The sequence below is a fragment of the Planococcus chinensis genome (assembly GCF_020071995.1).
Taxonomy (GTDB): domain Bacteria; phylum Bacillota; class Bacilli; order Bacillales_A; family Planococcaceae; genus Planococcus; species Planococcus chinensis_A.
This window is the reverse complement of sequence record NZ_JABWTK010000004.1, coordinates 23,043-35,627: the sequence shown is the minus strand read 5'-3', so window position 1 is coordinate 35,627 and position 12,585 is coordinate 23,043. Positions and strand designations below refer to the sequence as shown.

The 12,585-nt window shown below is 45.2% G+C and carries 15 protein-coding genes and 1 pseudogene; 1 reads left to right on the top strand and 15 read right to left on the bottom strand.

Annotation, left to right across the window (positions count from 1 at the left end):
- Window positions 1-14 precede the first annotated feature (14 nt).
- The 7 genes from nhaC to HU147_RS07765 form a co-directional block, all read right to left on the bottom strand.
- Window positions 15-1,409: a Na+/H+ antiporter NhaC gene (gene nhaC / locus HU147_RS07795; protein ID WP_224075721.1), complete on the bottom strand. Its 1,395-nt coding sequence runs from the start codon at window positions 1,407-1,409 to the stop codon at window positions 15-17.
- Between the two features lie 307 nt (window positions 1,410-1,716).
- Window positions 1,717-2,793: an AbrB family transcriptional regulator gene (locus tag HU147_RS07790; protein ID WP_224075720.1), complete on the bottom strand. Its 1,077-nt coding sequence runs from the start codon at window positions 2,791-2,793 to the stop codon at window positions 1,717-1,719.
- A gap of 155 nt (window positions 2,794-2,948) precedes the next feature.
- The gene (locus HU147_RS07785; protein ID WP_224075719.1) at window positions 2,949-3,305 is read right to left on the bottom strand and encodes a GNAT family N-acetyltransferase; all 357 of its coding nucleotides are present in this window, start codon (window positions 3,303-3,305) and stop codon (window positions 2,949-2,951) included.
- A gap of 221 nt (window positions 3,306-3,526) precedes the next feature.
- Window positions 3,527-4,000 carry a DUF5063 domain-containing protein gene (locus HU147_RS07780; protein WP_224075718.1) on the bottom strand — a complete coding sequence of 158 codons (474 nt, stop codon included), beginning with the start codon at window positions 3,998-4,000 and terminating at the stop codon, window positions 3,527-3,529.
- Window positions 4,001-4,119: 119 nt separating this feature from the next.
- Window positions 4,120-4,422: a hypothetical protein gene (locus HU147_RS07775; RefSeq protein ID WP_224075717.1), complete on the bottom strand. Its 303-nt coding sequence runs from the start codon at window positions 4,420-4,422 to the stop codon at window positions 4,120-4,122.
- Window positions 4,423-4,568: 146 nt separating this feature from the next.
- A complete protein-coding gene (locus HU147_RS07770) occupies window positions 4,569-5,405 on the bottom strand; it encodes a DMT family transporter (protein ID WP_263427795.1) in 837 nt (278 codons plus the stop codon).
- A gap of 102 nt (window positions 5,406-5,507) precedes the next feature.
- Window positions 5,508-6,017 (bottom strand): GNAT family N-acetyltransferase, encoded by a 510-nt coding sequence (locus HU147_RS07765; protein ID WP_224075715.1) that lies wholly within the window; start codon window positions 6,015-6,017, stop codon window positions 5,508-5,510.
- Between the two features lie 162 nt (window positions 6,018-6,179).
- On the opposite strand from HU147_RS07765, the gene HU147_RS07760 reads away from it, so the two are divergent.
- Window positions 6,180-7,370: an MFS transporter gene (locus HU147_RS07760; protein WP_224075714.1), complete on the top strand. Its 1,191-nt coding sequence runs from the start codon at window positions 6,180-6,182 to the stop codon at window positions 7,368-7,370.
- An 8-nt stretch (window positions 7,371-7,378) separates the two neighbouring features.
- Here the strand turns inward: HU147_RS07760 and HU147_RS07755 are convergent.
- From HU147_RS07755 to HU147_RS07720, 8 genes and pseudogenes are all read right to left on the bottom strand, one after another.
- A pseudogene (locus HU147_RS07755) lies at window positions 7,379-8,082 on the bottom strand (class I SAM-dependent methyltransferase).
- Window positions 8,083-8,105: 23 nt separating this feature from the next.
- Window positions 8,106-8,642: a nucleotidyltransferase domain-containing protein gene (locus HU147_RS07750; RefSeq protein WP_224075713.1), complete on the bottom strand. Its 537-nt coding sequence runs from the start codon at window positions 8,640-8,642 to the stop codon at window positions 8,106-8,108.
- Between the two features lie 42 nt (window positions 8,643-8,684).
- A complete protein-coding gene (locus tag HU147_RS07745) occupies window positions 8,685-9,206 on the bottom strand; it encodes an NUDIX hydrolase (RefSeq protein WP_224075712.1) in 522 nt (173 codons plus the stop codon).
- A 26-nt stretch (window positions 9,207-9,232) separates the two neighbouring features.
- Window positions 9,233-9,769, bottom strand: coding sequence for a GNAT family N-acetyltransferase (locus tag HU147_RS07740; protein ID WP_440137295.1), 537 nt, complete (start codon window positions 9,767-9,769; stop codon window positions 9,233-9,235).
- Between the two features lie 24 nt (window positions 9,770-9,793).
- Entirely contained in the window at window positions 9,794-10,234 is a 441-nt protein-coding gene (locus tag HU147_RS07735; protein WP_224075710.1) for an NUDIX hydrolase, read from the bottom strand.
- 64 nt (window positions 10,235-10,298) lie between these two features.
- On the bottom strand, window positions 10,299-11,117 hold the full coding sequence (locus HU147_RS07730) for a DUF2785 domain-containing protein (protein ID WP_224075709.1): 819 nt from the start codon (window positions 11,115-11,117) through the stop codon (window positions 10,299-10,301).
- 72 nt (window positions 11,118-11,189) lie between these two features.
- A complete protein-coding gene (locus HU147_RS07725) occupies window positions 11,190-11,747 on the bottom strand; it encodes an AAA family ATPase (RefSeq protein ID WP_224075968.1) in 558 nt (185 codons plus the stop codon).
- A gap of 41 nt (window positions 11,748-11,788) precedes the next feature.
- Entirely contained in the window at window positions 11,789-12,568 is a 780-nt protein-coding gene (locus tag HU147_RS07720) for a class I SAM-dependent methyltransferase (protein WP_224075708.1), read from the bottom strand.
- Window positions 12,569-12,585 lie beyond the last annotated feature (17 nt).

Genomic DNA, 12,585 nt, shown 5'->3' with positions numbered 1-12,585 from the left:
CGCAATCTCCTTGGTTACTGCAGTTCTTCCGCTTTCCGGTAAGTCAAAGTTTTGCCCGTATAGCCAAACAGAACCGTTAAAATCGGTGACAGGAGGCAAAAGAAGGCAAACGGCAAATAAGTTAACGTGGAAACGCCTAAAACGGAAGTGATAAAAATGCCGCAGACGCTCCAAGGGACAAGCGGGTTGACCACCGTTCCTGCATCTTCCATTACACGGCTTAAATTTTTCCCGGCAAGACCGACTTTTTCGTACTGCGATTGGAAAGCTTGCCCGGTCAATAAAATCGACAAATATTGCTCACCAATCAAGACGTTGATCCCGATGGCTGTCAACGCTGAAGCCGCAATGACCGAAGAAACCTTTCTTAATAAGCTTTCCAGTTTATCTAGCAGACATTGGACGATTCCGAGCGTGAACAACAATCCGCCCATGCTGAGTGCAAGCAGAACCAAACCAATTGTAAACAGCATGCTTTCCATACCGCCTCTTGATAGCAGGGTATCAATATCCGTAACCCCTGTTTCAGAAACAAACCCGCTGTACAAAATCGCCAGCACTTCTGCCGCGCTGTAACTGAAATGGAAAAAGGAAATCGCAACAGCGACAAATGAACTGACGGCAAGTGTCATCATGGCCGGCACTTTTCCGATTGTCAAAAGGATCAGGACAATTAACGGAATCAATGAATACCAATGGATGGCACCGGTATCCAGCAAGCCTTGCTGGAAAATGGCGACATCATCTACTTGAGCCACAGAAGAATCCGGCGACAGCACGGCAAATACAATCAGTGAAATGATAAATGCCGGAACGGTCGTCCATCCCATATTGCGGATATGCTCGAACAAATCCACACCGACCATAGAAGATGCCAGATTGGTCGTGTCAGACAGCGGCGACATTTTGTCCCCGAAAAATGCACCTGAAACAATGGCACCGGCCGTAATCGCCAGTGAAATGTCCATAACAGATGCCATGCCGATAAAGGCAACGCCGACCGTTGCTACGGTCGTCAGTGAGCTCCCGATGGATAGCCCGATAATGGACGTGACCACGAAAACAATGGCAAAAAAGAACAGCGGCGTGACCAAATTGAAGCCTGCATATATAAGCGTTGGAATCGTACCGCTCATCATCCAGCTGCTGATCAGGATGCCGATGAAGAAAAAGAGAAATACCGCGCTCATACCGGCTCCCGCTCCGGCGACCAAGCCTTTTTCCAGTTTGTAGTACGGCACGCCTTTGATCAATCCGTAGCAGATCAACAAGAGAATCGAAAAAAGAATCGGAATATGCGGCACTGCTTCAAATTGGATGAGGCTGACGCTAATGATCAGAACGATCAAAGCGGTCATTGCAAACGCTTCTTTGACGGACGGTGTTAAAACTTCTTTAATCTGAAACATGGCTGATTCCCCCTGAATGTAAAAAAATATAATAAAAAAAACCTGTCATCCCCATAAAAAGGGACGAAGGTTTCTCCGCGTTACCACCCTATTTGACAGCCTAGGCTGTCCACTTCATTAAAAAGTTGAAAAACGGATGGCGTACTTCATCCATATCGCTGCCTGAACTTCCACCACATATCCAGTCTCTGCTTGCTGCCCGCGAAATGCTTACTGCACCATCTTCAACACTATTTGATTGCATCTTTGATTGTTCTAAATCTTATCATGTTCCCTGTACAAGTCAAGGCCTTATTTGGCCGGGGCATTAGTTTTTATGGGAAGATCCCGCCAAACTAGTGTTTTCTGCCCTGCTTTCTTTACCAGCGAAAAACTTTACAAATGGCACAATGAATACGGACAGGAATAAAATCCGGAATAATTGAAAAGCCGTGACCACTGTTACATCGGCATGGACCGAAGCCGCAATGATTCCCATTTGATCCAGCCCCCCGGGCACGACGCTCAGGAAACTTGTGGAAAAGCTTAAATCGTATAGGTCCTGGAGAATGAAACTAAGGCCATAAGCAAAGGCAATCAGTACCGCACTTGAAAAAATGGAATAGAAAATCAGTTTCGGAGTGAGTTTCATGTCTTCTTTTTTCAATAGCAAACCAATATAAATCCCGATCAGCAGTTGCGCTATATGGAGCAGCAAGTTCGGCATTAAAGGGACGTCCACTCCGGTGATGTTTAGCACCATAATCAGAAACACAGGCCCTAACAAAAAGGCAGTCGGCACGTTAATTTTCTTAAAAAGCATACCTGCTGCGTAGCAGAAAGCTAAAAGGACGAAAAGATAGATTGAATATTCGCCTGCCGCTGCCGTCCCTGGCTGCACAGCACTGCCGCTTGCCACGATAAACGGCACGGTCGCGACAATCAACAATACCCGGAGCACATGGTAAAACGTTACGGCTGTCAAGTCGATATTTTTCTGTTCTTCGGCAAACGTGATGATCTGGGACAAGCCACCTGGCACACAGCAGGTCATGGCTGTTGCCTTATCCACTTTTGTCCGGTTTGCCATCAACGAACTGATAATCAGAAACAGCCCGAAAAAAGCAATATTGATGATGAGCATCGGCAGAAAATACTGTTTCATGCCATGCAGCGCATCTAGTGTAAAGGCAATTCCGATGACGTATCCGGCAATCACAAGGCCGGTATTCCGGAAAGCGGCGTCCCACTTCAACGAAACCGGCGTAAACAATTGGACCAGCAGCACGGCAAACAAAGAGCCCAGCAGCCAAGGCATAGGCGCACCCAAAAACTCAAAAAGCAATGCTCCTGCCAATCCAATGATAAATGCTTTTCCCATTGGGTATAAGTTCAAGTAGGTCATCTTCTTTCCTAATTTGCCATTCTATTTTTCCATTATAGCTTTTTTCTGTTGTTCATAAAATTTTTTCACTTGGATTCCTGCATAAAAAAAGCCTGCCTCTGTCCGGCAAGCTTTCGTGGTTTATTGATTTCCGTTGATTGAAACGGTTTATTTTTTTATGAAATGGCCGGTTCCGAATAAACGGGGATCGGCAAATCAGAAGTGCCGCGCACTTTAGCAAGGAAACGGGCTGCTTCTTTTGACAGGTGCATCTCCTTCGACTGCATTTGTTCTCTCAAAACTTCGAGCATCCGGTAAGCTGTCTCTTCTTTTTGGTAGGAGGGATTCACGGAAAAGTGCAAGATGACAAAGTAATCATCCTGCTGCTCCACTCCTGCAAGTCCGGTGATATTGTCTCCTTCTTTCCAAAGAAAAAGCTGCCGCTCCGGATTTTCCTCATACATCCGAATGGTTTCCTGCAGCAATCTAAAATTGAGGCCTTTTGCCATTAAAGACAATAATCCTATGGCCACTTTGTTATATGATTTTTTGTATTTGTAAAACATCCTGCAATCCCTCGATTTCGATTTTCTAATCTTAAACAGTCTGTCGCGCTACCCATCTACATTTGTATACGCCTTTTTTAAAATTTATAAACCTGAAATTACTATTTTTTTATAATTTCACTCTCTTATTTTTACAAATAAAAAAGTCCAACTTCTTAAAGTTGGACTGAAAGGACTTTGGCTATTTATTATAAGTAATTCACAGAATGCAAGGCACGGATGGCGCTTGCTGCATGCGTTCCCCAGTGAATTTCAAAATTGTATTTCCATTCAGCGATTGCTTCTGCATGGTTTCCCTGCTCATATAAAATCAATCCACGTTTGACATCGCTGTAAATGTCCAGCACATCGTCCGTCAAAGTTTCGTTTAGCGGCTCTTCCATCATTTCTTCCAAGTCTTCATCGGAGTGATAGGGATCGTACCCTCCCCAATACACATTGTGGGTGCCAAAGTCTACTTGGGGCAGTTGGAAATCAATATCAAAAGAATCATCTTTGCCTGGTTCGGTTTCCGGCAGATATAGAGCCTTCGTGTACAATTCAGTCACTGCTGCATGCAGCTGCTTAAATTTCTCAATTTCCCCTAAAGAATTTAACGAGTCCATCAAATGGCAGTATTTTTTTGCGGCTTGTAAAAAAGCGGCTACTTCAGTAGATTCCATATCCTGTCACGTCCAGTCCTAGAGTATCTGTGGAAACCTTCGTTTCTCCAATAACCTTTTTGGTTTACTTTTTCCTTTATGAATGATCCTGCAGGGCCGTCTGCTTCACCCTTTTCGGTCTATTTTTTCATGAGTTTTATGTACTCCTGTTGGACAAGGTCACTAAAACTTTCCTGATCTTCTTTGGATGCCAAAAGTTTTGCGATGCGCTTCGAATCTCCTACCACCTTCCGCACTTTTGCATTGTAGCGGATGATGTGATCATATCGAAAATCTTTCCGCAATTCGGCAAACCATTCTTCCTGATCCAGCCGTTCCAGATTTTTTTCGAAATCCGAGGGTTTAAGAAAATAATTTTGCAATTGGTTGCCGGCTTTGAAGAGGACCGCACTCCCTAATAATTTGATCACAAATTTGAACATAGTAAGCCACCCCGTGAACTTATTATCGATTACGTGTACACGTTCGAAAAGTTGTTTATTTCCCTTTGAAGAACGACGGATTTTTTATCCAGTCTTTTATTAGATCAATAAAAGACTTTCTAAACTTTATATTCTCGTTTGCCGCATTAAATTCCTTCTTTAGGAACGGCTGCTGCCCGCTTATCCGGCCAGTTCACCAGGAATATTCCCGTGAAAATCATAAACCCTCCTGCAAGCAAGGTTGGACCGATGGCTTCGCCCAGCAGTAGCCACCCTGAAATAATCCCGAAAAAAGGCGCCAGGAACAGGAATGCACTGACTTTCCCCGGATTGCCGTTTTGCAGCAGGAAAAACCAGATGGCAAATTGGACGATTGACGCCGGGATGGCGAGCCACAACACGATGAAGATCGAAGTTGGATTGATTACAAGCCGGGCATCTTCCAAAAGGAAACTTCCAATCAGCAAAAGCAAACCGCCGGAAAGCATTTGATAAGCGGTCAGTACCCAAATATCAAAACGCTGCCCCCATTGCTTAATGAGCAGCGTGGCGATTGCCCAAAAAACCGCACTGCAAAATCCGAGAAGCGTCCCGACTTCTGCCTGCAGCTGTCCACCCATCGTTACAAATACACCGATAAACCCTAGAATCACACCGCACCATTGGACAAGCCGGTAGCGGATGCCCAGTGCCAATGTCCCAAAGATCACCACCAACAGGGGATTCATGAACGTCAGGATAGCGGATTCGCCGGCTGTGATGGTCCGCAGGCTTAAAAAGATGGAGCCCATAACACCAGCCGTCTGAAAAGCCCCGATGCAGATAATTTTTAGCCAGTCTTGCAATTTTTTTGGATGCGGCCGCCGAAGCACCCGGACGATTGCCCCCATCAGCAAACCAGCCAGCGTAAAACGTATTCCGACTAACAGCAACGGCGATACATGAACCATTCCTATCTTGCCTACCGCAAAAGATGATCCCATTAAACTGGTCGTTAAAATGACCAACAGCGCAAAAGCCCATTTATTGTTCAAACCCACATCTCCCTTTGGCATTCCATTATCCGTGTCTGCTGCCCATACGATTTAAAGTTTGCGCCAGTACCTTACCGAAACGATTTTTTCCTCGGTACTTGAATGGGTAGCCGACAGTTCACTGCAGCTTATAAATTCGCGTGCTTCGTAAAAAGGAATGCCTTTTTCATTTCCTTTCGCGACCGATACCCATTGTTCCTGTGCGCCGAATTCCTCTTTTTGCTGCCGGGTAATGGCCTCCAACAGTTTTGTTCCAATGCCTTCGCCAAGCCTTCGGGGGTCCAGGTATAACACGAAAATTTCTCCCTCTTTTCCGGAAATCATTCCGCCGCCGCCTGCCCCGACTACTTCGCTGTTTTCGAGTGCGACAAAATATCCGCCCCATTCCCTGCTGCTGTTTTCCACTTCTTCCAATATCCGCTGTTCGTTATAAAACTCTTCGATCACTGCTGCGATATAATCAGCTGAATACATCTCGCTGTAGGTCGCCCAATAGCCTTCCGTACAGACGCGGGCAATCCCTTTCACATGTTCCGGCTGTGCTTTTTGAATAACTGCCAATCTGACTTCCCCCTTCAGATAAACTCCATCATTTGGTAGTGGATAAAAATATTTATTATAGGTATGAAATTTTCTGATTATTGTTTATGATTTTATTGTATCTTATTTGGATTAATAAAGTGCTTTGCTTTAGAAACAACTTGATGCGGGAGGAGGAATTGGATGATTACGAGGAGAACGGTCCTTTTTCTTGGTTTATCCCAGCTGGTTTGCTGGGGCATTTCTTATTATTTGATTGCCGCATTCGGTGAAGTAATAGCGGATGAACTGGGCTGGAGCAGCACTTTGGTATACGGAGGTTTTTCTGCCGCTTTGGTCGTCATGGGCCTCACTTCCCCGTTAACAGGAAAACTGATCGACCAGTACAGCGGCCGCTTTGTGATGTCTGCCGGGTCCCTTCTTTTAGCCATCAGTTGTGCCGGCATCGCCTTGTCGCAGTCCGTTTTAGCCTATTACATTTCATGGATTGTTCTGGGTTTCGCCATGCGCCTCAGCTTATATGATGCGGCTTTTGCAACATTGGTCCGCATTGCAGGATCCGGCGCAAAACGATCCATTTCACAAATTACGCTTCTTGGCGGACTGGCTTCCACCGTTTTTTGGCCGATCGGCTTTTTCCTTTCGGAAGCTTTCGGTTGGCGGACCGCCTTGCTTGTTTACGCTGGATTTGCACTGCTGACGCTTCCGCTTCATCTGGCCATTCCAAAAGAACGGTTCCAAGAAAGCGAAACGGACGAAGAACTAAAATACGCTGCTTTTGAAAAACTGAATTTAACGGGCCGCGAACGCATTTTTGCCGGCAGCCTCTACGCACTCATTTTCACGCTGCTTAACTTTTTGAACTCCGCCATGTCGGCCCATATGATCGCCATATTGTCGGGGCTCGGCCTTGCAGCAGCTGTTTCGGTCTGGATTTCCACACTGCGCGGAATCGGGCAGTCTCTCGCACGAGTGGCTGAAATCCTGTTTGGCGGCCGGCTGCATCCGTTCAAGCTGACCGTCCTTGCTTCTTCATTGCTGCCGCTTTGCTTTGTCATCGGATTATTCAGCGGCGATTTTTTGGCAATGGCGTTTATTTTTGCTTTTTTGTACGGCGCAGGCAATGGCCTGATGACCATTACCCGCGGCTCTCTTCCCTTGGTCTTGTTTGACAACCGGACTTACGGTGCTTTCGTCGGAAAACTTCTGGTGCCGAGTTTCCTGCTATCCGCCATCGCACCGGTTTTTTATACCGTCATCATTGAGCATTACGGAGAACAAACCACTCTCTTATTTTCTGTCGCTTTAGCATTTGTTGTTTTTGCGGCCACTTTATGGTTGAAAAAAAGGTATACATATACCGAAGCGGCTTAAACCCTCGGTTACCGCTTTTGAAACAACGCAGCCCATAAAGCGGATACCCCAAACACCTTGTCCGTTTTTGCAGCGTCTTTCATTCGGCAAATCTCAATTTCCTCAAACTCATAAAAAATCCTTCTCAGCCGCTGCTCCGTAAACCCGAGTCCGCCTTCGAGGCTTCTTTTCCGGTATACTTCCCAATCAGACATACCGGATCCTCCAAGCTCTCCTTCCTGCACAAAACAAGTAATGGCAAAATATCCGCCTGGCTTCAGCGCCCGTTTGACCAGGTTGATATAGTCAAGTCGGCGGTGCGGAGCAATATGGTGGAAGCAGCCTGAATCATACACCAAATCATAGGCACCTTCTTCGACTTCAAGCTTAAAGATATTCCCGTGAATATAATTCACTTTCACGCCATGTTCTTTTGTCCGTTCTTTCGCCCACTCAATCGATTGCTCCGATACGTCCACTGCGTCTATAGAACATCCTTGTTCTGCAAGAAAAATCGCATTCCTGCCGGGGCCGGAGCCTAACTCCAGAGCCTTTTGGGCGTTAACCCTTCCCGTATCCATGTAGCGGACTAAATTTTCATCCGGTTTGTCCACAAAAAAGGGATATTCTTTCCGCGGTCTGCATAGAAGCCGTCCCAAAAAGGCGCAGGTTCACGCAGCAACGAATCGAGCATATCGAGCAAGTCTTCTTGATTGTTGATTTCTTCTGCCATAACTTTCCCTGCCTTTGATTGGTCTATTTTAACGTCTGATTGTTCAAATTGCTGATCCACGAAGAGGTGGGATGGTGTTTCGTTAATGCCTTCAAAAGCCACTCTTTTTGTTGATCACTTAAGCGCAGCATCGCGACTGAGAAATCGTGCTGGTCTTTATCCCTTTCTTCTTTCGCTTTATAAAGAAGCTGCAGTTCTGGTGCAATGTATTTTCTTCCTGATCGATCTGTACGAATCGCATCTTGAATCGCCATCCTTATGTCCGGATCTCTTCGGAAGACAATCTCACCATCTTGTTTATCCGTCAGCAGCACCTCAATAAACTCTTCGTTTTTAGTCAAGTGAAGCCCATAACGGGGAGGGCAGAGATCGTCGGCTGAACGGACCGGTTCTAGCCTGTTTTCTTTCGGGATGGCCACTTCGATTTGCCAATCCGAAAAATACGCCAGTACTTCCTCGGCATGTTCCCGAAAAATACAGATATCCATATCCTCGTGTTTTCGAGTAACTCTGCCGACTTCAAGGTCAATCGACCAGCCCCCGCCAATAATTAAAGCCATTCATGATCCGGTCGATATTGTCCAATTGCGGATGACTAATAGTCAATACAAGTCCACTCCTTCTAGGCCATCTTCTAAATGACAGGCAGCATCCAGAATTTCCTGATAGAAATCCCGCCATCCCCCGTGGTAGTAATTGCTGATTTCCTCAGGTGAGATGAATTGCCTTTCGACCGATTCAAATTCTGCTCCAAATGGATGCAGCGCTTCAATCTCCATCCGGTAATAAACTTGATAGCCCACTTTAGGGTAAGGACTGGTTTTGTCCCAGTTCGGATTTTCTCCGTGGTCCACAACCACCCATCCAAGCAACTGGCACTTCCCTGTTGCATAGCCTTCTTCCAGCGCTTCCCGTTGAAAGCATCTTTCCGGTGTTTCGCCCTCTTCAATATGCCCGCCCGGAAAATCCCAGCCGCGGTGTTTCAGCTTTACCAGTAATAACTGTTTTTGATAGAAGCAAAATCCATGAACACTCGTGATCAATTGCCGCGGCGGCAACGCATCCCCTCTTTCCCACGTCAACTTCACTTTTCCGTTTCCCCAATTTACATACGTCTCTGCCACTCGAAATCCCCATTTCGGTTTGTCAGTTATCTTTTGTATTCCATCAGCCAGCAATCTTTCATCTCGCCTTCGTGCAGTTCATGTGCAGGCAGAAACTTCACTTTCTGAAACCCGCATTTTTCGTAACAGGCAATCGCCCGTTCGTTCCAGACCTGTGGATCCATCACGATCGTATCCGCCTGTTTTTCACTCAATAAATATGTTTTCATCAGATTCACGAGCTCAGTTCCGAGGCCTTGATTCCAGTAATCCGCTTCGCCAATGAATTGATCGGTTCCATAGACGACTTCATCGGGATTCCAATAGCCATATTCCATCCGCTCCTCTTCAAGAACCGGATAAAATTGAATATAGCCGATGGGTGTTTCTTCATATTCCACAAGGCATCTTGTTGTCTCATCTTCCCGTTCAAAATAATGCCTTTTCACTTCTTCCATTTCATGCGGATTGTCCCGGCCTTCGTAGTATTTCAACACTTCCGGATCGGTCAGCCATTTCACCATCGTCTCTTGATCTCTTTCTTCCAGCTTCCGGATCGTCATTTTTCCGTCCTGGATCAACATCAGTTCCACCTCTTCCTTCATGGATTAACTTGTTTGGATAACTTGCCCTTTTAGAATATACGGCACTGAACAATTGGCCCTGACGCGTTCTTCGGCCTTTTCTGGAATATGTAAATATTGGGCTGCATGTTGAATCGGCATCCATGTGACTTCTTCGATTTCTTCCGGAAATGCAATCGCGATTTCCCCGTCAAGAATTTGTCCAGCGAAAATGAAGAATATGGCGTGATGCCCTCTTTCTTCAAAGAAATCTTCACTGACCGAAAAAAGGCCGCCGATGGAAACGTCAAGCCCGGTTTCTTCTTTTGCCTCCCGGATAGCCGCTTCCTGCAAAGTTTCACCCGCTTCAACCGCCCCTCCCGGAAGCGTATAGTAAGATCCGTTCTCACCGTAATTTTTCACCATCAACAAATTTTCTCCGCTGTCATCCCGCAGCATGACATACACAACGTCTATTCGTTTCATGGAAGGCTCCTTTTTAGAATGGAATTTAAATCAATGCGTATGCATTTCTTGTTTTAGATGCGTTTCAAACAGGATTCGAATATATTTTTTTATGCCAGCTGTTAATATTAATTGTGATTTTATTTTTTGCATCCTTATATACTTGTTGATTTCCTAATCGGAAATAAAGTGTCTTGGCGAAATTTAAGACATTTGTTTTAAGTTGAAAAAATTCCAGCGAATAGCCATGCGTTTCGTGATATGCCTCAAGTTCTTTAAAGATCTTAACGACCCAACTTTCCAATTCCTGATCAGATAACCCTTTTGCAGTTAATTCATCAATGATGAAAATCAGTCGCTCATCCTCTTCATTGATATAGCAGCCTCTTTTAAATAAACACATATGCACTGTCTCTATAAATTCATTTGCCCATTCTGAACTGTAAAAAGAGTGGCTAACAGCAGCTGCCAAAAGGTCCGCTCCATGTGCAATACTGTGAGCCCAGCCTTTATCTATTACATAACCGCGCGTATCCTCTTCTTCCCTCATATACAAATTAATTTTTTCAAACACCTGTCTCAGGATTTCATCCGTTAAAAATCTTCGGCTCTTATCTTTAACTAAAATCAAAGCTATCACTAATGAGGAAAACGAGCGTGTAAAGACTGCATCATCATTTGCAGTGCCGATCTTAAGAAAAAGATGATGGCCACCCATACATGTTTTCAGTAGATCAGTCATTTGGGCGTCCGATAAAATATCAAGCATGATCAATTTATCGAATGTGCGATAAATCAGCGTGTCCCGCAATTCAGGGTCGACTGATCCGATGTTTATCGTCATCTTTTTTAGTAATTCCTCTATTTCATGGCTATTCATTTGTTTCATCTGCATAGCATCCATGCTTTTTATATTCGTTAGTTGTTCCTTTAACAATCATTCCCACCTCCTAACACAATAAATTATTTTGATCGTTCAAAAAGAAAATCTCTCACGAATCCGTCTTGCCGCTTCATCCGGCTCCAGATCGGTGTTGTTGATCCGGAGATAATTTTCACGTTCTATTTCTCCCTTGAATGAATTCAGCCGGTGGACTTCCATCGATGACAGCAGTTCCCGTTCCGATTCGGCAATATTGCGCTTGGTCGGCTTTTCTTCGAGCCGGCTTGCTTCTTTGTTGCGCTGAAGCCGGGTTTCCACTTCGGCTTCCAATTCGACAAAATAGACTTCATTTCCAGCAGACTCGAAGATTTCACATATTCGTTCGACAAAGTCCCAGTCCTCTTTCATGTCGAATGCCCAGACATAGGTAAAAACGATGCCCTCCGTTTCGCCGGCAGCCAGTGCTTTGAATATTTCCGTTCGGATCATGTCCGACAGCTCGAACATTTCTTTGCTGAAGCCGAAAAAGGGGTGAAGCATTTCAATGGTCATATGGTTATGGAACAGTTTGAATGCGGTTATTTTTTCGAGTTCTTTTCCGATTGTCATTTTCCCGGCCGCTTGCGGTCCGAATAATAAGATGAATTTCATCGCTGCTCCTTTAAGTTTCGTAATCACTTCATCACCATGCATTAAACTTTTGCTCTGATCAAATAACGGGAATAGCTTATCGCCAATCCTTTTTCAGTCGCGTGCGCCCTGAAAATCTGTTCTAGTTCTGACAGATTTTCTTCTGCCGCTTTATTGAACACTTCTTCTGCTTGGCCAAAGCATCTGTACTTAATAACGTCAAGCGGTGCTTCAAGATATTCGGTGCTGGTTACTTCTTCAAACGCACATTCGCTAAATGGCAAGGCACTTAAACCTCGCTGCAAATGATCCGCAATCGGAGTGCCTTTGGATTCTTTGAATAGCCCTGGAAACAATTCTGGCAGTTCCTTCCCAGAGCCATCGCCTGGATGCAGACCAAGAATCTCTCCTCCTTTTTTCACTACTCGCAAGAGTTCAGGATAAGCCGACGTAGGACCTTTCCGGTTATAAGCAACATCAAATTCACCCGTCTTAAAAGGCAGCCCCTGTTTTGCGTTGCCAACCACGAACCTAATATTTGAAGGAGCCTTTTTTTGCGCATTTTCAATAAATCGAGCAGTGACATCAAAACCTACAATTTCCTTTGCCTGTCTCCCGCATTGAAATGTAAAGTCGCCAGGGCCGCATCCTGCGTCCAGCACTTTTTTTCCTGCAGCTAAGCGGACCGCTTCCTCATCAAAAATTATTTCGCCGTTTGGCTCCATAATCAGAGAATGCCACGGGTACTTGTATACGCCCTCTATTTCACTCAATTGTTCATACCATTTTATTGAATGAGGGGTTAACCATTCTGCAAGCTCAGATGGATCGCTAAATCTCATGGTTCTTCTCCCCTTGT

Excerpts from the sequence above, each read along its gene's own strand:
- nhaC (WP_224075721.1), bottom strand. The coding sequence starts at position 1,409 with ATGTTTCAGATTAAAGAAGTTTTAACACCGTCCGTCAAAGAAGCGTTT.
- HU147_RS07790 (WP_224075720.1), bottom strand. The coding sequence starts at position 2,793 with ATGACCTACTTGAACTTATACCCAATGGGAAAAGCATTTATCATTGGA.
- HU147_RS07780 (WP_224075718.1), bottom strand. The coding sequence starts at position 4,000 with ATGGAATCTACTGAAGTAGCCGCTTTTTTACAAGCCGCAAAAAAATAC.
- HU147_RS07775 (WP_224075717.1), bottom strand. The coding sequence starts at position 4,422 with ATGTTCAAATTTGTGATCAAATTATTAGGGAGTGCGGTCCTCTTCAAA.
- HU147_RS07770 (WP_263427795.1), bottom strand. The coding sequence starts at position 5,405 with ATGGGATCATCTTTTGCGGTAGGCAAGATAGGAATGGTTCATGTATCG.
- HU147_RS07760 (WP_224075714.1), top strand. The coding sequence starts at position 6,180 with ATGATTACGAGGAGAACGGTCCTTTTTCTTGGTTTATCCCAGCTGGTT.
- HU147_RS07750 (WP_224075713.1), bottom strand. The coding sequence starts at position 8,642 with ATGGCTTTAATTATTGGCGGGGGCTGGTCGATTGACCTTGAAGTCGGC.
- HU147_RS07740 (WP_440137295.1), bottom strand. The coding sequence starts at position 9,769 with ATGTTGATCCAGGACGGAAAAATGACGATCCGGAAGCTGGAAGAAAGA.
- HU147_RS07735 (WP_224075710.1), bottom strand. The coding sequence starts at position 10,234 with ATGAAACGAATAGACGTTGTGTATGTCATGCTGCGGGATGACAGCGGA.
- HU147_RS07730 (WP_224075709.1), bottom strand. The coding sequence starts at position 11,117 with ATGGATGCTATGCAGATGAAACAAATGAATAGCCATGAAATAGAGGAA.
- HU147_RS07725 (WP_224075968.1), bottom strand. The coding sequence starts at position 11,747 with ATGAAATTCATCTTATTATTCGGACCGCAAGCGGCCGGGAAAATGACA.
- HU147_RS07720 (WP_224075708.1), bottom strand. The coding sequence starts at position 12,568 with ATGAGATTTAGCGATCCATCTGAGCTTGCAGAATGGTTAACCCCTCAT.